Origin of the sequence: Corynebacterium mustelae (assembly GCF_001020985.1) — a bacterium.
Classification (GTDB): domain Bacteria; phylum Actinomycetota; class Actinomycetes; order Mycobacteriales; family Mycobacteriaceae; genus Corynebacterium; species Corynebacterium mustelae.
In genome coordinates this window covers 980,250-998,524 of the sequence record NZ_CP011542.1, presented here as the reverse complement: position 1 = coordinate 998,524, position 18,275 = coordinate 980,250, and the positions used below count along the sequence as shown (strand labels likewise).

Sequence of the window (18,275 nt, the reverse complement as noted above, 5' to 3'; positions counted from 1 at the left end):
TTATACCCCAAAAGCCACTGCTTACCTCAGACATATCGGGGGCAGGGCGTGTGTTAACCTAGCACTTTTTCGTTGGTAACACGCGTTAACCGTTCAATATGCAGCGCAAGATAACCAATCTCGTTTGCACTAAGCTCACCATGTTGTGGCTTCAACTCGGCAGCCACTTGCTGTGCGACAGCATAGGAAGCTGGAGCCTCCTGTGCTATGACCGCGCTCAACCTAGCCATTGGCCCTCCAGCTAGCTTTCCTTGCTCAAGACGAACGAAGAGGTATCGCAAGTGGGTGATAAAGCGTGCAACGTCTATAGAATCTCGATCAAGCGGAAAACCGATTCCTGATTCGACGATACGAAGGACATCAGTCAGCGTATGTGGCAGGGTGTGAGCCACGCCAAGGCGATTGAATTGAGCATTCACAAAATGCATCGCAAGCAAAGCCGCCTCGTCGCCAGGCAATGTGCAACCAGTCCGGTCATTAATTAGTTTTAACGCCTTTTGCCCCAGCGCAAATTCTGCGGGGAATAGTTGGGAGATTTCCCAGCGTAACGGATATTCCATAGCGATATTTTGTGTTGCACGTTCGACCGCAAAGCTTATGTGGTCGGCTAATGCGAGGACCAACGCTTGGCTGTCTCTTCGCCCCACCAAATGGGCAATTTCTGCCGCTAGTTGAATCATTTCCAACGGAATATCCGCAGAAAGTTGGGTGAGGTTAGTAATGCTTAGGGCAGCGTTAGGAACAAAAACTTGTTCTGCTTCACTTGGATCAATCACATCACCCAGGCGCTTACCAAACCCCAACCCGCGTCCGAGGAGTATCGTCTGTCCGCAACCGTCGGTACATAAAACAGCATTGTTATTGAGAACGCGGATAACTTCCATTGATACTCCACGAATTCTTGTTATGAGAGGTTTTCACCATTGCTAGCTATGACATTGCGATACCAGGCAAAAGATGGTTTCTTTTTCCGTTCCATCGTACCGTTACCAGCATTATCCCGATCCACATAGATCATGCCATATCGCTTTTTCATTTCACCAGTAGTGAAGCTAACAAGGTCAATGATGCCCCATGGGGTATAACCCCACACTGTGACGCCATCCTCAGCTATCGCCTTTCCTACTTCTGCGATATGCGCAGAAAGATAATCAATACGCGGTTGATCCACGGCGATACTTCCGTCTGGAAGCACCTCATCGACCATGCCAAACCCGTTTTCTACGATGAAGATGGGCAAGGTATAGCGGTTATAGAGCAGGTTTAGAGCATAACGCAACCCAACCGGATCAATCGGCCACCCCCAATCACTGGATTTCAGGTGCGGATTAGGAACAGAATTTTTCATTCCGCCCGAAACGTTTTCGGAGGCGTCTGTATGGGCGTCAGCTTTAACCGTTCCAGACATGTAATAACTGATGCCCACGTAGTCCACTGTCCCAGCTTTGAGAATCTCCGCATCTCCATCTTCGAAACCAATGTCAATCCCCTCACGTTCAAAGAACGTGAGCGCATAGCCTGGGTATTCGCCCCGGCAATGGACGTCAGCGAAGAAAAATCTATCTCGGTTAGCAATCTCAGCAGCCATAATATCTGCCGGGTCACAGCTATAGGGGTACATGGGCACCATAGCGATCATGCAACCAATCCGAAAATCCGGGTTAATCCGCTTGCCGACGGCTACTGCCCGCGCACTCGCGAGAAGCTCATTGTGGGCGGTCTGATATAACACCTGATATGGGTTTTCACCCGAAGCGATGGTTACCCCGGAATTAGTCCAAAGGAATAGTGGATTATCAACATTCATTTGATTGTTGATTTCGTTGAAAGTCATCCAGTACTTCACTTTATCCCGGAACCGGGTAAAACAAACCGTTGCAAACCGCTCAAAGAAGCCAACCAATTCTCGGTTACGGAACCCACCGTATTCCCGCGCCAGGTGCAACGGAAGTTCAAAATGACTGAGTGTAACCACTGGCTCGATACCATGCGCACGTAACTCGTCGAAAAGCTCATCGTAGAAGCGCAGCCCGTCTTCGTTCGGCTCAGCTTCATCTCCGTTGGGAAAAATCCGGCTCCATGCAATAGACGTACGGAAACACTTTAATCCCAATTCGGCAAATAGGGCGATGTCCTCCCTAAAGCGATGGTAGAAGTCAATAGCATCATGGTTGGGATAAAACTCCGTTGACTCAATTTTCTCAGTGATGCGACGAGCAACGCCGTGTTGACCTGCTGTTAGAACGTCGACAACACTGGGCCCCTTGCCGCCAGCGTTCCATCCGCCTTCAAGTTGGTGGGCAGCAACTGCCCCGCCCCAAAGAAAATCTGGTGGAAAAATGCTCATGGTCTTTCTCCTTACTTATCGTGATTGAGCGTGATCGGGTGCCGGGAAAAGCACAAGTATTTCTTCGCCGTGATGTGCTACGGCTGTGGGCCGAATGGCAATATCCCTAAACTCTTTACTATTAGTGACCAGTACTGGTGTTACGGTGCTCAAACCCGCCTTTTCAATTGCATCGGAATCAAATTCCAGCAACAACTGGCCGGCCGCTACTCGTTCTCCCTTGGACACACGGATTGCAAAAGGGGCACCATCTAAAGTGACTGTGTCGATACCGACATGAATGAGTACTTCCACGCCGTCGTCAGAAATTACGCCAACGGCATGACCTGATGGGAATACGGTAGCGACCTCGCCAGAAAATGGCGCATACACCTTATTATCGGTCGGCCTGATTGCAAAGCCATGCCCCATCGAACCACTGGCAAACACCGGGTCATCCACTTCCTCCAACGAAAGCACTGTCCCGCTGACCGGATTAGCGATTTTCAAGGCATCAGGTTTAGCCGATTGAGTTGCGTAAAACTCGACTTCTTCGTTATCAATCTCTTTGGGTTGTTCATCAACCAGGTCGACAAACCCGATGAATTGCACCAGTAAGATCGCGCCGAAGAAAGCTACACAACAACCGATTATTTGCCCCAGCAACGAATTCGTCCCTGGACTATAAGCGTTCAAAACTGTCAATGGCCCTGGAAGACCAGCGTAAACATACTGCTTAGATCCAAACAACGCCACGACCACGGCACCAACCGCGCCGGCTATACAACCGCAGACAAAGGGTTTCTTCAGCCGGAGAGTGACACCATAGATCGCTGGCTCGGTGATACCAAATACGCCCGTTAGCGAGGCAGAAGCTGCTACTTGTTTCATTTCCTTGCTACGAGATTTGAGGAATACCCCAACAGCGGCTCCTACTTGGCCAATTACTGCCGCGGTTTGAAATACTTGGAAGCTATCAAAACCATATTGTTCAAAATTCGCCAAGATCATCGGAGTCACGCCCCAGTGCACACCGAAAATAACCAGCACCTGCCAAAACCCACCAATAATCGCTGCTGCTAGTGGCGGGAATAAATCAACCAACCAGTTGTATCCGTCTGCAACGAAGTTTGCGCCAGAGGCAGAAATCGGGCCGATCGCGAGAATTGTTAACGGCACCATAATGGCAATACAAATCAACGGAGTAAATAGTTGAATCACGACACTTGGCAGTACCCTTCGGCACCAACGCTCCACATAAGACAGCACCCACACCAAAATCAATGGTGGCAGCACCGTAGACGTGTACGTGGTAGGCGAGAGCGCAATGCCGAAAAAACTCACGGCTTCCCCATCCACGATCCGTGCTGCAATCGCCGTGAAATCTGGGTTCACCAATGCCGCGGCACACGCAACAGCAATGAACGTGTTCACCTTAAAAAATTGCGCCGCAGTGATAGCAATCAAAATAGGTAGGAACGTAAACGGTGTCCAAGAAATGAATGTGAAGATCTCGAACGCACCAGTTTGCTCCACCGCGGGGTTGATAGTTTTTGCAATGATCAGCAAGCCCTGAATCAAACCAGCCGCCGCCAGCACGTAGATAAACGGGGCAAACACCGCAGACATCATAGCGATAATCCGGTTTAACACCGTTGGTTTTTCTCCGGCCTCCGCCGCTTCCGGATCAAGATCAAGTTCTTCAACAACCACATCGTAAACATCGCCGACGTGATTGCCGATCACCACCTGAAACTGGCCACCTTTTTCCACCACGGTGATCACTCCAGGTAATTCCCCGACTTTTTCGCGCGCTCCCTCGGGAGTGGTTTTGAGTTCTAACCGAAGTCTGGTCGCACACCGTGCAACCTGGTGAACATTGTCCCTGCCGCCGACAAGTTCAATTATGTCGCGGGCCAGTTTGGGGTAGTCCCGCACCTTCTCGCTCATTATGAAGCCGTCCTTTCTTAAAGTATGCGAGACCACCCCTAACCGAAACCCCAAAAGAAAAAACTCCGCACGCAAAGCACCAAAGCAAACCCTTTGAGGGGTTTCGCTTAAGGTTCTGCCTCGCTGCCGGAGTAACAGGCCTTATAGCCGATTACGTTTAATAATAAGCCATACCCGTCACATAAAACTGAAATTATAACTCAAATCACACTTATCAAAATCGCTACACCTAAAATTCAGTGCTAACCATCTTGAAATCCAGCAAGACGCTATTTTTCACCAGTGCACATCCCCTCAAAACACCAAGAACGCGCCCATCCACAACCCATGATCTTGAAAAACCTCACGTAGCTACTTCACCAGTTCTTCGTCACTGTCGGACTACTGTCACCACCGGGAATTATTCCTGCGCCACATACGTTGGAGTAATTATGAGCAACGAATTAGTTACCCTCCACACCACCACATGGTGCCCTTTCTGCCAGAAGCTAGTAGCTGCACTGGATTCGGCAGGAATCCCCTATACAAATATCGACGTCGAAGACAATCCTGACGCTGGCGAATGGGTGAAATCCGTAAATAACGGAAATCGAGTGGTACCAACCGTCTTGTATTCCGACGGAAGCCACGCCACCAACCCACCGGCAAAACAGGTAATCCGACGCTATGAGGAACTATCAAGCTCACGCAATAAATAAATATCCATGATCCAACCGTGCTCGGCACGCAGCTTCTTCTTTAGCTCCGCCAGTTCGGCTCCAATCTCTGAAACATAACCGTGGATTAACACCTCGCTCGGTGTTCCCACATACGCCCCCCACCATATGTATGTGTGGGGGGTTACTGATTCCAGCCACGCGGCACCCCCATCAAGCATCACCACACAATTGCGATGCCTAGCACCCGCCGCCACATTTCGACCGGTGGTTATCACAATCTCCTCTCCTACTCGATTAAGAAGAATCTTGTGTGCCGCTGTCAACGCTTGCACTGCCGTGATACCAGGAATCACTGTCACAGTCACTGGTGTTGTAAAGCGTTCAATAATCCGCAACGTCGAGTCGTATAGCGACGGGTCGCCCCACACTAAAAACGCCGCCACCCCATCCGGCTCGGTATTTTCAACAATGGTGGCTTCCAATAGCTGGGCACGCTGATCATGCCACCGGTGTACTTCAGCAGCATAGTCGCGCGGACTGCGGTCCCGTGGTGGATCGGCAACCGCAATCACCGCAATGTCCGGGTTATGGGCGCGAAGGATCTCGCGCCTAACGCCCATTAAGTCGTCTTTCACGTCCCCCTTATCCAGCGCCACGACGACGTCGGCACGTTCTAAAGCGGCAACCCCTTCCAACGTAATATGTTGCGGATTCCCCGCGCCGATACCAATTACTACGATCTCACGCATATTTACCTTGCCCGACGAAACTAAAAACCTGCCTAACGTGGGTACGCCAGGCAGGTTTAAGTCTAAACCGAAACGGATTAATCTTCTTCGTGGAAAATATCGTCCCGGTCGGTTGGGGTGAGGTGGCCTGCGAAATCAGCAAAGTTCCGGGCGATGCTGCGCTGCATAAACAACTCACATGCTTGCGAAAGGCGCTTCGCGTCGTACATGTTTAGCTGTAAAATCTGCTCAGAAGTGGTGCCATCCTCGCTGATTTGCTCCACCACAAGATACTCAAACGTATTTTCCTCAATTAGGCGGGTGATGATCTTGCGCGATTTCACATCGGTGAAAGTTGGCTTCAATTCGGACATGGGAACCCCTTAAATTCGCAAGCGGACAATTAACTTCAATCTTAAATGTTCACCGCCCACCTCGGTGGGTCACAGAAACCATTTACCCAAATTAGGGGTAACGGCCGTTTCCGATATGACAAGCGCGGTGCTCATTCGTCGAAAAGCTAGCGAAACACGACCGCGTTAGTCCACATATTGTTGACATACTGACAACAATTGGTGCGCATCAAAATCATTCAGCGTCAATATGCGTGACGAAGAACCATCCTCATGCAATAAATCCAAAACCAATAACCGTTGGCCATTTTCCTCAACGATTGTCGCCGCAACCGCTCGGCGCTCCACATCATGAAAAATTGGGTGACGATCCGGCATACGCAAACCCTCCTTTTAGCAAAGCCCAACAAACATTCTTGCAACCAGCATAAGCAGAACACGTAACAAGCGGCATCACGTGGGATTAACAATCCCCACCAAACATCCGCCACAGTCACCCAAGAGACACAAAACTAACTATCCGGTTGCCCCAATCCGGGTAACAATATCCGCAGGCATTGCGACAGGTTGTTCCTTGCTAAGGATCTGGCCAAGCGTCGCTTGATCGCCTTGCCTAATGGCACGCACCGTGTCAGAAATATCCGTAATTGTCACGGTCCATTCATCGACGTACTTTTCGACGGCCTCACCGCTCAACCCAATCTGGATACTACGGTGTGAAAGTTTTTCTAACGTTTCCGACCGCTCCGGATCCCATTGCACCCGCACCGGTTGTGCCACCATATCCGCCCGCCACGCTTCTTCAGAGTCATGCATATGGGGATCGAAATGCGCCCAAGCCGAATGGCGCAACGCCCACTCAAACCCCGCCTTATCAATATCTATCGCCAAAATATGCTCCTGTCCGGGCTTAGTACCCCACCCGCAGCGATACATCATCCACAGAAACGACGGTTTAATCCACGTCATGCGATCACGCTTAAACGGCGGCACGAATCGCTGCGCCGCCACCGCAGGTACTGCGATGGCCGGGGAATACGCCTGATAGACACGGATAGTTCCATTTGTTGTATACGCACGAATTTGCCGCAACGGAATTTGTTCATTTTTCATTTAAAAAAGACTACCACCCTGCTTTTTGTCCCAAACTTACTGGGTGCGCTACCCTAGGTAGGTCACTGCCCCAGTAGCTCAGCGGATAGAGCACGGCTCTCCTAAAGCCGGTGTCGGAGGTTCGAATCCTCTCTGGGGCACTTTGTCATCAGTCGCGACATAGTTGACATATCAGTCGCGACATGGTGGACATAACCGGTGATTGGTGTTCTGAAATAGGAACATGCATCACCGGTTATTTTTGCGTTAAGGGCGTGTGCTGGGTAGGGGTTCGCATTCGTTTTTCTAGCACGTCCTAACAATTCGCAACCAGGCGTTTGGAGACATTTTAGTGTGTGAGGTACAGTGCCCCTGGCTTCACGGTTTGCGCACCGAAATAACGAACCTTGCTGGGCTTTGTGGTCAGTTTCGCGGTGTGTCTGAAGTGAATGCCGTTAGCGTGCGGCCGTGTGGTTTCGATGCAGTTTTTCCACTGTCAACGATGTCGCGACTGATCTGCCAACTATGTCATGCCCCGCACACAATAGCCACAATTTAATCTTCTTAAGACCTTATACGGTCGCCGTAGACACGCAGAGAAGCGATTCCCCTAACCTGGAACCCTTCGGAGTTTTTGCACACCGCGATCAGCAATAAGCACAATGCAATCGTTTTTTACTGGGCTTTCTTTTCTAGCAGTTCCTAAAAAACGACAACCGTATGATTGATGCCGATCAGGTGGTATAAACCCTGGCATGTGAGAATCTCAGGATAGCTTTTAACCTTTTCTTTGGTTTACCCATGATGTGTTTTTGCATGGCATTACGCCCCTACTAGGGTTTTACCTTTTCATGTGCGAGTTTCATGAAAGGAAATGCGGCTTCTCACCATGCCCATCATTGAATGATTATCAAATTCACTGCCCCCATACGGCATTGAAATTTGTAGATTTATAGCACTTGATCCCCTCAACACCCCTGTGCAGGGGTGAGTTTTTTCCATGCTCATCGTTTGCATAAATTAGTCAGTCGTCCGATCTAAAAAGATTCAAAAGCATGAATCAAACTTTAGTCTAACCCTCAAAATATAAGTGTTTCATTAATGGTTACCCCCTTATTTGCACTACCAGAGCACCAACAATCAGTGAATTTGCATCAAAGATGCAGCATAGCGGGCCTGCTGCATTAGAATTCGCCGCCGAGTCACTTAAAAGAGCATTACAACCGGATTTTCCGTAACAATACCCCCGTCGCAATTTGTGCAGTTTTTATGCAAAATAGGTCTACACTTTAGTAATCAGAATCAACATTGATAACCGGCGAGATATTCCATTGAGCATGATGGAATTAAAAGACTACCGAAGGAGCATTTCATGAAGAGGTTTTTCTCAACCTTCAATCTTGCTCTTTTCGGCGCATTTGGGGTTTTGACGTTCATCCCATATTCGGCCTGGCAGCTGTATAGTTTCCAGCCATACCCCACAGAAAATATTGATTCAGGACTCTACGTGCGCGGAAACGAAAAAGATGCGTTGACGTTTATTGCCCCCATGGCTGGCGGCAACCTTGCCGAGATCTCTTACGGCGAACCTAATGTTGCGTATCTAATGAAATCTGTTGCATCGTATGGCGGAATGCAGATTGAAGAATGTTTACATGACCAATCGCCGGGTGCATCTTTAATGTACGACGGAACGCTGCTATTTACGGATTATTGCTTCGCCGAATCCCAAAAGTCACTGGGAGCACGCATGCAGTCGCAAAGTATTCAGGTTCAGCTAGACCAAAGCCCCAAAGTTTCAACCACCAATGTGGCAGTGGTTGGAACCGCAACGGTTACACCTTAGTGTGCTTTGACTAGGAGACCAAGCGTTTCGCCGCCATTTCAGGTGTGGGATTTGTGGTTTCTGCCATAAACTACTTCCCTATGATTACCGTCTCTTCTCCTGATACCCATGTCCTTGCGGCGGGCATTGTTGAATCTGGCCCATTGGTATCATTTGCGTGGATTATGAGCGGCGCCGTTTTAGCGCCGTTTTTGTCGTGGATTACTGGCCGGAAAATACCTGCTGTGGTTTTGCTCATCGGCTATGGCATTGTGATTGGCCCTTACTGGTTGGGGTTGGCCTCAACCGAGGGTGGAGTTGGGCTTTTAAAGCAGCTGGGTTTGGGAATGCTATTTTTGCTAGCTGGCTATGAGATCAATCCGCAGACCTTGCGCAGCAAAGAAGGGCGGAGCGCAGCATCCACTTGGATCGTCTGTATGATTTTGAGTTTTGCGGGCGCATTTTTGCTATTGAATCCTGATAACGCATCAACCGCTGTGGTACTGGCTATTGCCGTGACTTCTACTGCAGTCGGTACGTTGATGCCGATCATGAAACAACAGGATACATTGCATAAGCCGGTTGGTACCTCGCTGCTCGTACATGGCGCGATTGGCGAAGTTCTCCCCATTCTTGCGATGGCATTGTTGTTATCCGCCCGTGCTACGTGGGTGACGGCTGTTGTTCTGCTTGGGTTCTTCATTATTGCCGGTGTTGTTGCGTTGATCCCACGCACTGTGCAGTTTTTCCTTCCATGGATGCATAAGGCCATGGTGGATGAAGCCGGATCAACCAATCAAACCGTTATGCGACTCGTACTGTGGATGCTGGGAATCCTGATGGCGGTGGCCGCTGTATTCGAATTAGATGTGGTGTTGGGCGCATTTGCGGCGGGCGTAATCTTACATCAGATGGTGCCAGAGAAGTACCAAACGGCGATGGAACAACGTCTTGATATTGTCGGATATTCCCTGTTGATTCCGGTTTTCTTCATTTGTTCAGGTATGTCCATCGACCCGAAGGCAGTGCTTGATAATCCATGGATGCTTGTCATTTTGGTGCCGTTGATTTACGTCACTCGTGGGCTTCCAGTTTTGCTTCGGGAATTATTCGGCAATACTGGTTCGTCTTTGGGTAGTGTTCGGGAGAAAATTCAGCTGAGTTTATACACGGCAACCGCGTTGCCGATTATCGTTGCGGTGACCGAGGTAGCCGTCGCCTCCGATTTGCTTAGCGACGATAATGCGTCGTTGTTGGTTGCTGCGGGCTCGGCAACGGTATTGCTGTTCCCACTGCTGGCGCATGTGATCAAGCCCAAGGAAGATGAGACTGCGGTTTCACAGGAACACAACCAGGAAACAGCATCCCCCCAACACAGCAAATAGCAATAATGCTACGCATGGTGGTGGCTTTCGTATTTTTTAGACATCCGGCGACCCCATAGCTAAAACAGCACTTTATTTACACACCCGATCCTGTTACTGTTGTCTACTAGTGTTAATAATGTTGCTGAAGGTTCAGCGGAGCCCATTCGTTGCCTTAGCTTTCCGACGTTCTATTTGGGAGATTTATGAGTATTTTCAGTCGCCGCCGTTTCCTTAAAGCAACCGCTGTAGCTCTCGCCGGGGCGCTCACGCTGTCCACCACCGTCGCCCCCACCGCCCATGCACTCGGACCAGTCCTTGGAACTGTCATTGATTACGCTGCTGGTGTACCGAATGCAGCAGCCATTCGTAGCGCCGGACATATCGGAACGGTACGCTATGTTTCCCAACGCCGACCGGGAACTGAAAGCTGGATGGTAGGAAAACCTGTCACCATCGGTGAGACCCAAGCACAGGCACAGCAGGGGCTCAAAACTGCCTCGGTCTATCAATTCGGAAAAGATGCCTCCGCAGACTGGAAGCAAGGTGCAGCCGGTGCTGCTATCCATGCACCGCAGGCAATCGCATTACATGTCGCTGCGGGTGGACCAAAAGGCCGCCCGATCTACGTTGCTATCGACGACAATCCATCACGTCAGCAATACGAACAACAGATTCGCCCGTACCTTCAAGCATTCAACACTGCATTGCGTAGCCAAGGATACTCCATGGGTATATACGGCAATTACAACACCATTGACTGGTCTATTCAGGATGGATTGGGCTCGTATTTCTGGCAGCATGATTGGGGTTCCAATGGGCGTATTCACCCGCGTACCACAATCCATCAGAAGGCCGGTTTTACCCAGGTAATCGGCGGCGTGACCGTGGACGTAAATAATGTTTATGCCCAAGACTGGGGCCAATGGACCCCAGGCCAGGCGGGAACCGCCCCGGCTGCCCCAGCAGCACCCGGCAATAGCGCACCATCAGATCAACGCAGCAGTGTACCGCTTGATGCTGACACCATCAATCAGATTGGTAATGCCCTCAACAGCATGTCAAGTCACATCCCAGGCGGACGGCAATTCCCGGTGCCTTCGGCGGAGCAAATCAATATGGCCCTCGACATTGCTAAGAAATCGAGCTAAGTAATTAGCTGCCAAATTCGGCGTTCTTACCCTCACCCAACAGTTGGTATTCCACCAGTGTGGTGAGGGTTTTTGCATCACCATGGACGGCTGCCACTGCCACGAAATTGTTTCCGAAGCTCGCCGAAGAATGTAGATCCTTGTCATTCGACCACGCCCATTTGGAACCAAGGACACCAGGTAAAACTGCTGTACCAAAATCCTGAACTGTGCCATCAGCAGCTTTAGTTTTAGCTTCCCGCATGAATGCAAGCACTTGCGAGTTGGGATCATTAGCTTTGAGCTGAGCTAGAAAATATGCAACATCGTAGGTAGAGGTAACCGAATAGCCCCATGACGGATCACTCTTGGTGGAATCGAGATTAAAATCCCTCGCGACCGAGTCAATGGATTCTGGATACGCCGCAAATAGTTCATCAGCCGCAGCATCATCGGATTTTGACACCATGTCCTGTGCTAATTCTTTTTCCGCCTTTGTTCCATGCTCAAAGACATAATGCGCGATATATAACTTAATCAAGCTTAACGCTGGCCGACTATCACGTTCGTTTGCCGAACCTACGTGAGCGCCTGTGTCGAGATTAACATAGGTGATTTGATAACCATGCGTGTCTATGTGCGCGTTAGATAGCGGCGAGTAGTTAAAACCAGAAATGTCGATTTTCTGGGCTGCCGTTGCGGGTGCCGCCATTACTTGTGGTGCTGAAACGAGGGGGTCAGCGCCGCTACAGGACGTTAACATCACAGCGGCTATCATCACGACAGCAGCCCTAGCGCTACCGACGTTTGGCGTGCACCGGCGGCGAACGTCACCGACTAACCTCGAATTGGACATGCGAATTATCCTAGCCTGATCGTTTTTGGGAATGGGAAATGCCCCTGGTAGACATTGTTCAACGCTGGCAAGAATTCGCGGAAACAATGGGGGGTACCAGGGGCATTGTCGCCAGTTTCTTCAGTTATTGACACCCGCTAAGCGAGATGCCAATTCCTTGAAAACTTTTAGTGGTCCACGGCCGCCTCAACACCGACACCGGTCAGGGAGCGGACTTCCATTTCTGCCTGTAGATCGTCCAAATTGTCCGGCTTGCCGATGAAAGTACCAACGATACCGGCAATGAAGGCGAGCGGGATGGAAACGATACCAGGGCTAGAAAGCGGGAAGAGTGCGAAATCTACGTTTGGCAGCATCGAGGTTGGTGAACCAGAGACTGCCGGGGAGAAGATAATCAGCAGTAGCGCTGCGCCGAGTCCAACGTACATGGAGGCCACTGCACCGGTAGTGTTAAAGCGCTTCCAATACAGCGAGAGCAAAATGGTTGGCAGGTTAGCAGAGGCAGCGATAGCGAACGCCAGCGATACCAGGAAGGCAACGTTCTGGCCCATGGCCAAGATTCCGAGAATGATCGAAAGGACACCGATCACGATAACCGTGATGCGGGAAACACGAACCTGTTCCTCCTCAGTTGCCTGACCATTACGCAACACCGCATTGTAGATATCGTGTGCAACGGAAGCGGAGGCAGTAATCGCGAGTCCAGCTACCACAGCCAACACCGTAGCGAAAGCAACTGCAGAGATCGCAGCCATGAAAATTGGACCAGCCAGAGCAAGAGCCAATAGTGGGGCTGCAGCGTTTGCGCCACCAGGTGCGGCGGTAATGGCGTCTGGGCCAACTAGCGCGGCAGCACCGTAACCAAGAACCAGCGTCATCAGGTAGAACGCGCCGATAAGGATAATTGCCCAGGTGACCGAACGACGAGCTTCGGTAGCGGTCGGTACGGTGTAAAAGCGCATTAACACGTGTGGCAGACCAGCGGTGCCAAGTACCAGCGAAATGCCCAAGGAGACGAAGTCCAACTTAGTCAGTTCATTCTTGCCATACTTAAGGCCTGGCTCCAGGATCTGACTTGCCTCGTAACCTTTTTCTGCAATGTAATCAGAAGCCGCGTGCTTACTTACCGCCAGATCCATAAGCGTTGACATGCCACCCTTGGCTGCGAAGAACACCAGGATAGTCATGATACCGACACCGCCGACCAGCAGCACGGCCTTGATCATCTGAACGTAGGTGGTGCCTTTCATACCACCAATAAGCACATACAGGATCATGATGACACCGACAACTGCAACCACGATGGATTGGGAAGTAGAGTCGTGAAGATCAAGCAATACCGAAACCAGAGAACCCGCACCGGCCATCTGAGCGATCAGGTAGAACAAGGAGACGAACAGCGTGCCAAAAGCGGCGGCCACGCGCACTGGTTTTTGCTTGAGGCGGAAGGAAAGCACATCCGCCATGGTGAAGCGACCAACGTTACGAAGCGGCTCAGCTACCAACAACAGCGCTACCAGCCATGCAACGAAAAAGCCGATCGAATACAGGAATCCATCATAGCCATTCAGTGCAATCGCACCGACGATACCAAGGAAGGACGCAGCGGAGAGGTAGTCACCAGCAATAGCTAAACCATTTTGTTTACCAGAAAATGATGCGCCACCGGTGTAAAAGTCTGAAGCATCTTTGGTAGTTTTACCGGCCCGAAGCACCACCGCCATCGTGGCAACGATAAATACCAGGAATACCGCGATATTAAGAATCGGGTTCCCGGACTGGGTGGTAGCGGAAGCGAAAATTGTTTCAGTCATGAGTATTACCGTTACCCTTCCATTGCCTCACGAATAGCCGCAGCCTGCGGTTCAATGTTCTTATTTGCGTAGCGGATGTAAATCCAGGTGATCAGGAAGGTGGTGGCAAACTGGGCAAATCCAGCGATAACCCCCATGTTGATCGAACCGATTACTGGTTGCGCCATGAATGATGGGAAGTAGATAGCCGAAATTACATAAGCCACATACCATACGAAAAAGGCTACTGACATTGGGAAGGTAAAGGAACGATATGTTCGCTTGAGCTCGACAAACTGCGGGCTCGCTTGCATATCGCGAAATTCTTGTGCAGTGGGCTGACGCCGCTGCGGTGCTTGAGCAGCACTCATAAAAAACTCGCTTTCTCAAAACCGGGGAAAACCCCAAAGAAGTGTGCATTCATCGCTAAGAGGAATGACATGAAGAAACTGGCAACTCAGCGCAACGATTGGTTGAGGCATTGGTGAAAACGCCCCACAGAAAAATCTGTTAGGTTGGCTGCGTCACACAGAAAAAGTTACCTAACTCACTTTGCAATGGAGAACTAAAATAGTGATTTAGGTCATTTACAACCACTAGCTCACCCCCAACAATCGCCATGTACTCGTCTTTTTATCGCCGCTGCTCCACCCCCATCCCCTCCCCACAAAACCCTTTGTTAATTTTGCAAAGGCACCATTCACAATCTAGGTTGCTAATTTTGCAAATTCGCAACCTAGATGTGCGACATCATCGACCACGAAATATGGGTGCCCGTTTCTCACGACGCGCGACCTTAGCTTCTGCCGCGTCCTCACTAGCCCAGCAGGCGTCGTAAAGCTCCTGTTGCTGCGCGTCTAAGTTGTAGCTGCCATCGCGTTCATTGAGCACTCCCTTTAATTGCTTCATAGCTAGCGGTGCCAACGATGCCACCTCCTCAGCAAAACTCAACGCAGTTTGACTGTCACCAATCTTCGTTACAAATCCGACCACAGCCGCTTGATCGGCGGTTACTCGTTGATGTGCGATAAGCATATTGCGAGCAACCGAACCTCCCAACAAGTCCTTCGCACGATTAATCGTCCACGAATCTAACGCGAATCCCAGCGCGGCGGCGGGAACACCAAACCACGCGGATACACCTGCTACCCGAAGATCGCAGGCCAGTGATAATTGCGTACCTGCACCAACAGCCGGACCTTGAATATCAGCGATAACAGGAATTGGCGAATTCACAATAGCGCGCAACATGGTATGCAATGCCTCATGGAAACCGCCACCATAGACACCTCCAGTTGCTTCCGCTTGTGCATCAGTGGGGCCAAGATCAGCACCCGCGCAAAAGGCTTTACCGTTTCCCCGAATTAAGATAGCGCGGGAGGTATCTGACGATCCGTGGGCTGCCTCATGGACAACTACCGCAATTTTGCGACAAATATCCGCATTTAACGCATTTCGTTTTTCCGGCCGGTTAAGAGTGATAACTCGGACCCTCCCCGTTGTTTCTACCAGTAATTCTTCGTTATTTCCCGGTTCCGTCACGATGACACTGCCTTCCATTTTTTCTAATAACTAACGCCCCTGATGGAGAACATTCACTAACCGCAGTCCGCGTTTCGTAACCGCCTGCTGTTACAACCCTGGAATCCGGGCTCAAAGCCGTAGACGGTCACAGGGAATTTCCAGCTTATATACCCGCCCTTAGCCTAGTTCACCTGGGAATTCAGCGGGATCTGCATACATACGACCTGCGATATCACTTTCATCCAACGCCGTTAAAGCTGCAATTTCTTCTTCTCCTAATTCCCAATCGAATAGTGCCAGGTTCTCTGCTTGTCGATCAGGGTTTGCGGACTTCGGAACTGTCGAGACCCCTAACTGATACAGCCACCGTAACACCACTTGACCCGGAGTTTTTCCACGGTGGTGAGCTATCTCCACGATCACCGGATTTTCAAGCACATCACCGCGGGCTAGTGGCGACCACGCTTCGGTGATAATTCCCAACTCTTCATGCGCGGAACGCATCTGTGCTTGGGAAAAACCTGGGTGCAGTTCAATTTGATTAAGCACCGGCACTACCCCCGTTTCCCGGTGAATATCCGACAATTGTTCGGCGTTGAAATTCGCCACCGCCACAGATTGCAATTGCCCCAATCCCTGAATCTTGGCTATGGCAGCGAAACTTTCCACATATTTCCCACCCTGTGGCCATGGCCAATGCACCATATAGCAATCAAGATAATCGAGCCCAAGATCGGCGAGCGACTTTTGAAAAGCGGTTTGTACCAACCCCTCACCATGATGATCGTGCCACAGTTTAGACGTGATGAATAATTCGTCCCGAGTGACATCACCTGCAGCAATGGCATCGTTGATCGCCTTGCCTACCTCCACTTCATTGCCATAAATCGCCGCTGTGTCGATATGACGGTAACCCAATTCAATAGCACTGCGCACAATGCCCACCGCCTCCGGCCCGGTTATTTTCCAGGTGCCGAATCCAATTGCTGGCATCTCGGTGCCGTCGTTAAGCGTAAAACTTGGAATGTTTTTAACTGCCATACCCACGTTTGTACCCCTTTTTAAGTAAGCAGGAGCGCAGTCAAGCCAATTCTTTTCCAAATATTTCCACAATAGGGGGTGCCAAAGGGTTAATCTGTACCCCATGACACGCATTTCCGCCCAACAACTTATTTCCGAAATCCTTGACGCCGATTCTTTTATATCCTGGGATAAACCGCCTCATTACGGAAACATCTCCGAAGATTACCTGGCAGCCTTGGCAAAGGCACGTGAGAAATCCGGCGTTGACGAAGCAGTAGTCACTGGTGAAGGAACCGTCTTTGGCACGCGGGTTGCTTTCGTTCTCAGTGAGTTCGCGTTCTTGGGTGGATCCATTGGAGCAGCAACCGCGCGTCGTATTATCGATGCGATACACCGTGCTACGGAAGAAAAGCTCCCGTTACTTATCTCACCGTCTTCGGGCGGCACCCGCATGCAGGAGGGTACACCGGCGTTTGCGCTTATGGTGTCGATTACCACTGCGGTATATCGACATAAAGATGCTCACTTGCCGTTTTTGGTGTATCTACGTAACCCCACCACTGGCGGAGTCATGGCGTCGTGGGGCTCTGCTGGTCACTTTACCTTCGCCGAACCCAATGCTTTGTTGGGTTTTCTTGGTCCCCGCGTGGTTGAATTAACAACTGGTCGCCCAATTCCAGATGGCGTTCAGACCGGTGAAAATTTGGCCGCCAAGGGTGTCATTGATGGAGTAATATCGCCGCAACAGTTACGAAGCTCAATGCAAAAAATCAACAACGTTTTGTTATCGCCTCCGGCGATTGCGGAGCCCACAGTTCATGTCCCAGTTTCCGCTGCGCTGCCGCTACGCGCTTGGGATGCGATCACTGCTACTCGACGCCACGATCGCCCTGGCTTGCAGCAACTTCTTACCGCATTAGGAGCGGAACAGGTTATCGCGTTATCTGGCACTGGAGATGGGCGTACTTCCCCAACGATAAAGGTGGTTTTAACCCGTATTGGTGGCAGACCAGTTGTCATAATCGGACAAGACCGCCACAATCAGCCACCACTGGCGGAAACGGAAATGGGTCCCGCCGCCTTGAGATTTGCCCGGCGCGGGATAGCGTTGGCCCATCAGCTTCAAATCCCGCTAATTTCGATCATTGATACCACAGGCGCCGAATTATCGCAGGCAGCTGAGGAGGCTGGGATGGCTGGCTCAATTGCCCGCACCCTCGGCGAGCTTGTCGACGTCGATGTGCCCACCGTTTCCGTTATTCTCGGCCAAGGCTGTGGGGGTGGGGCGTTAGCGATGTTGCCTGCCGATAAGGTTTTAGCTGCCGCGAATGGTTGGCTCTCACCGCTGCCACCAGAAGGCGCTTCGGCCATCATTTACCGCGACACCACCCATGCACCACAGATGATGCAGGACCAAGGAGTGTCCGCACAGGCGCTGTTGGAATCGGGAATTATTGACGACATTATTCCCGAAGCCCCGGATGCTGCAGATGAGCCAATGGAATTCATTCAACGGGTAATCGAACACATAACCCACGCGTTGTGGGAATTGGAGAATAATCCCAAGCGGGTAGGTCGGGAACAACGCTTCCGGCATTATGAGCGGCTTGCCGACGCGTTAATAGCCGATTAGGGATTAGGCTAAGAAAAAT

17 protein-coding genes and 1 tRNA gene are annotated in these 18,275 nt (G+C 50.7%); 6 read left to right on the top strand and 12 right to left on the bottom strand.

The features are described from left to right. Positions 1-53: 53 nt before the first annotated feature. Genes CMUST_RS04700 through CMUST_RS04690 form a run of 3 tightly spaced genes read right to left on the bottom strand, consistent with a single transcriptional unit; the run spans position 54 to position 4,276 of the window. Positions 54-884, bottom strand: coding sequence for a PRD domain-containing protein (locus CMUST_RS04700; RefSeq protein ID WP_047261536.1), 831 nt, complete (start codon positions 882-884; stop codon positions 54-56). A 20-nt stretch (positions 885-904) separates the two neighbouring features. Next, positions 905-2,347 carry a 6-phospho-beta-glucosidase gene (locus CMUST_RS04695; protein WP_047261535.1) on the bottom strand — a complete coding sequence of 481 codons (1,443 nt, stop codon included), beginning with the start codon at positions 2,345-2,347 and terminating at the stop codon, positions 905-907. 15 nt (positions 2,348-2,362) lie between these two features. Continuing rightward, the gene (locus tag CMUST_RS04690; RefSeq protein WP_047261534.1) at positions 2,363-4,276 is read right to left on the bottom strand and encodes a beta-glucoside-specific PTS transporter subunit IIABC; all 1,914 of its coding nucleotides are present in this window, start codon (positions 4,274-4,276) and stop codon (positions 2,363-2,365) included. A 431-nt stretch (positions 4,277-4,707) separates the two neighbouring features. Here CMUST_RS04690 and CMUST_RS16295 point away from each other — a divergent pair, with 431 nt between their 5' ends. Continuing rightward, positions 4,708-4,974, top strand: a complete 267-nt coding sequence (locus tag CMUST_RS16295) for a mycoredoxin (RefSeq protein ID WP_083987416.1) — start codon at positions 4,708-4,710, stop codon at positions 4,972-4,974. Here CMUST_RS16295 and cobF read toward each other — a convergent pair. The 4 genes from cobF to CMUST_RS04670 all read right to left on the bottom strand — a co-directional run bounded on the left by cobF (position 4,941) and on the right by CMUST_RS04670 (position 7,129). Next, entirely contained in the window at positions 4,941-5,684 is a 744-nt protein-coding gene (gene cobF / locus CMUST_RS04685; RefSeq protein ID WP_047261533.1) for a precorrin-6A synthase (deacetylating), read from the bottom strand. The genes CMUST_RS16295 and cobF overlap by 34 nt on opposite strands. Positions 5,685-5,761: 77 nt before the next feature. After that, positions 5,762-6,037 carry a hypothetical protein gene (locus CMUST_RS04680; RefSeq protein ID WP_047261532.1) on the bottom strand — a complete coding sequence of 92 codons (276 nt, stop codon included), beginning with the start codon at positions 6,035-6,037 and terminating at the stop codon, positions 5,762-5,764. A 165-nt stretch (positions 6,038-6,202) separates the two neighbouring features. Beyond that, positions 6,203-6,394 (bottom strand): hypothetical protein, encoded by a 192-nt coding sequence (locus CMUST_RS04675; RefSeq protein WP_047263387.1) that lies wholly within the window; start codon positions 6,392-6,394, stop codon positions 6,203-6,205. Positions 6,395-6,532: 138 nt separating this feature from the next. After that, positions 6,533-7,129: a DUF4291 domain-containing protein gene (locus CMUST_RS04670; RefSeq protein WP_047261531.1), complete on the bottom strand. Its 597-nt coding sequence runs from the start codon at positions 7,127-7,129 to the stop codon at positions 6,533-6,535. A 67-nt stretch (positions 7,130-7,196) separates the two neighbouring features. On the opposite strand from CMUST_RS04670, the gene CMUST_RS04665 reads away from it, so the two are divergent. The 4 genes from CMUST_RS04665 (at position 7,197) to CMUST_RS04650 (ending at position 11,448) form a co-directional block, all read left to right on the top strand. Continuing rightward, a tRNA-Arg gene (locus CMUST_RS04665) sits at positions 7,197-7,269 on the top strand. Between the two features lie 1,211 nt (positions 7,270-8,480). Continuing rightward, positions 8,481-8,954 carry a hypothetical protein gene (locus CMUST_RS15850; RefSeq protein ID WP_052844534.1) on the top strand — a complete coding sequence of 158 codons (474 nt, stop codon included), beginning with the start codon at positions 8,481-8,483 and terminating at the stop codon, positions 8,952-8,954. Between the two features lie 80 nt (positions 8,955-9,034). Further along, the gene (locus CMUST_RS04655; protein ID WP_083987693.1) at positions 9,035-10,318 is read left to right on the top strand and encodes a cation:proton antiporter; all 1,284 of its coding nucleotides are present in this window, start codon (positions 9,035-9,037) and stop codon (positions 10,316-10,318) included. Positions 10,319-10,503: 185 nt separating this feature from the next. After that, a complete protein-coding gene (locus tag CMUST_RS04650; protein ID WP_047261530.1) occupies positions 10,504-11,448 on the top strand; it encodes a DUF1906 domain-containing protein in 945 nt (314 codons plus the stop codon). Between the two features lie 4 nt (positions 11,449-11,452). On the opposite strand, the gene CMUST_RS04645 is transcribed toward CMUST_RS04650, so the two are convergent. The 5 genes from CMUST_RS04645 to CMUST_RS04625 form a co-directional block, all read right to left on the bottom strand. Then, positions 11,453-12,283: a hypothetical protein gene (locus CMUST_RS04645; protein WP_052844533.1), complete on the bottom strand. Its 831-nt coding sequence runs from the start codon at positions 12,281-12,283 to the stop codon at positions 11,453-11,455. Between the two features lie 167 nt (positions 12,284-12,450). Then, positions 12,451-14,097: a solute symporter family protein gene (locus CMUST_RS04640; protein ID WP_047261529.1), complete on the bottom strand. Its 1,647-nt coding sequence runs from the start codon at positions 14,095-14,097 to the stop codon at positions 12,451-12,453. Between the two features lie 11 nt (positions 14,098-14,108). After that, positions 14,109-14,447, bottom strand: coding sequence for a DUF485 domain-containing protein (locus tag CMUST_RS04635; protein WP_047261528.1), 339 nt, complete (start codon positions 14,445-14,447; stop codon positions 14,109-14,111). Positions 14,448-14,826: 379 nt separating this feature from the next. Further along, positions 14,827-15,636, bottom strand: coding sequence for an enoyl-CoA hydratase (locus tag CMUST_RS04630; RefSeq protein ID WP_047261527.1), 810 nt, complete (start codon positions 15,634-15,636; stop codon positions 14,827-14,829). A gap of 141 nt (positions 15,637-15,777) precedes the next feature. Further along, a complete protein-coding gene (locus CMUST_RS04625; RefSeq protein ID WP_047261526.1) occupies positions 15,778-16,641 on the bottom strand; it encodes an aldo/keto reductase in 864 nt (287 codons plus the stop codon). Positions 16,642-16,744: 103 nt separating this feature from the next. Here CMUST_RS04625 and CMUST_RS04620 point away from each other — a divergent pair, with 103 nt between their 5' ends. Next, positions 16,745-18,256 carry a carboxyl transferase domain-containing protein gene (locus CMUST_RS04620; protein ID WP_047261525.1) on the top strand — a complete coding sequence of 504 codons (1,512 nt, stop codon included), beginning with the start codon at positions 16,745-16,747 and terminating at the stop codon, positions 18,254-18,256. The last annotated feature ends 19 nt before the right edge of the window (positions 18,257-18,275 follow it).

Coding starts and splice junctions, on each gene's coding strand:
- cobF (WP_047261533.1), bottom strand. CDS start 5,684: ATGCGTGAGATCGTAGTAATTGGTATCGGCGCGGGGAATCCGCAACAT.
- CMUST_RS04670 (WP_047261531.1), bottom strand. CDS start 7,129: ATGAAAAATGAACAAATTCCGTTGCGGCAAATTCGTGCGTATACAACA.
- CMUST_RS16295 (WP_083987416.1), top strand. CDS start 4,708: ATGAGCAACGAATTAGTTACCCTCCACACCACCACATGGTGCCCTTTC.
- CMUST_RS04690 (WP_047261534.1), bottom strand. CDS start 4,276: ATGAGCGAGAAGGTGCGGGACTACCCCAAACTGGCCCGCGACATAATT.
- CMUST_RS04630 (WP_047261527.1), bottom strand. CDS start 15,636: ATGGAAGGCAGTGTCATCGTGACGGAACCGGGAAATAACGAAGAATTA.
- CMUST_RS04675 (WP_047263387.1), bottom strand. CDS start 6,394: ATGCCGGATCGTCACCCAATTTTTCATGATGTGGAGCGCCGAGCGGTT.
- CMUST_RS04640 (WP_047261529.1), bottom strand. CDS start 14,097: ATGACTGAAACAATTTTCGCTTCCGCTACCACCCAGTCCGGGAACCCG.
- CMUST_RS04695 (WP_047261535.1), bottom strand. CDS start 2,347: ATGAGCATTTTTCCACCAGATTTTCTTTGGGGCGGGGCAGTTGCTGCC.
- CMUST_RS04655 (WP_083987693.1), top strand. CDS start 9,035: ATGATTACCGTCTCTTCTCCTGATACCCATGTCCTTGCGGCGGGCATT.
- CMUST_RS04680 (WP_047261532.1), bottom strand. CDS start 6,037: ATGTCCGAATTGAAGCCAACTTTCACCGATGTGAAATCGCGCAAGATC.
- CMUST_RS04650 (WP_047261530.1), top strand. CDS start 10,504: ATGAGTATTTTCAGTCGCCGCCGTTTCCTTAAAGCAACCGCTGTAGCT.
- CMUST_RS04645 (WP_052844533.1), bottom strand. CDS start 12,283: ATGTCCAATTCGAGGTTAGTCGGTGACGTTCGCCGCCGGTGCACGCCA.
- CMUST_RS04620 (WP_047261525.1), top strand. CDS start 16,745: ATGACACGCATTTCCGCCCAACAACTTATTTCCGAAATCCTTGACGCC.
- CMUST_RS15850 (WP_052844534.1), top strand. CDS start 8,481: ATGAAGAGGTTTTTCTCAACCTTCAATCTTGCTCTTTTCGGCGCATTT.
- CMUST_RS04700 (WP_047261536.1), bottom strand. CDS start 884: ATGGAAGTTATCCGCGTTCTCAATAACAATGCTGTTTTATGTACCGAC.
- CMUST_RS04625 (WP_047261526.1), bottom strand. CDS start 16,641: ATGGCAGTTAAAAACATTCCAAGTTTTACGCTTAACGACGGCACCGAG.
- CMUST_RS04635 (WP_047261528.1), bottom strand. CDS start 14,447: ATGAGTGCTGCTCAAGCACCGCAGCGGCGTCAGCCCACTGCACAAGAA.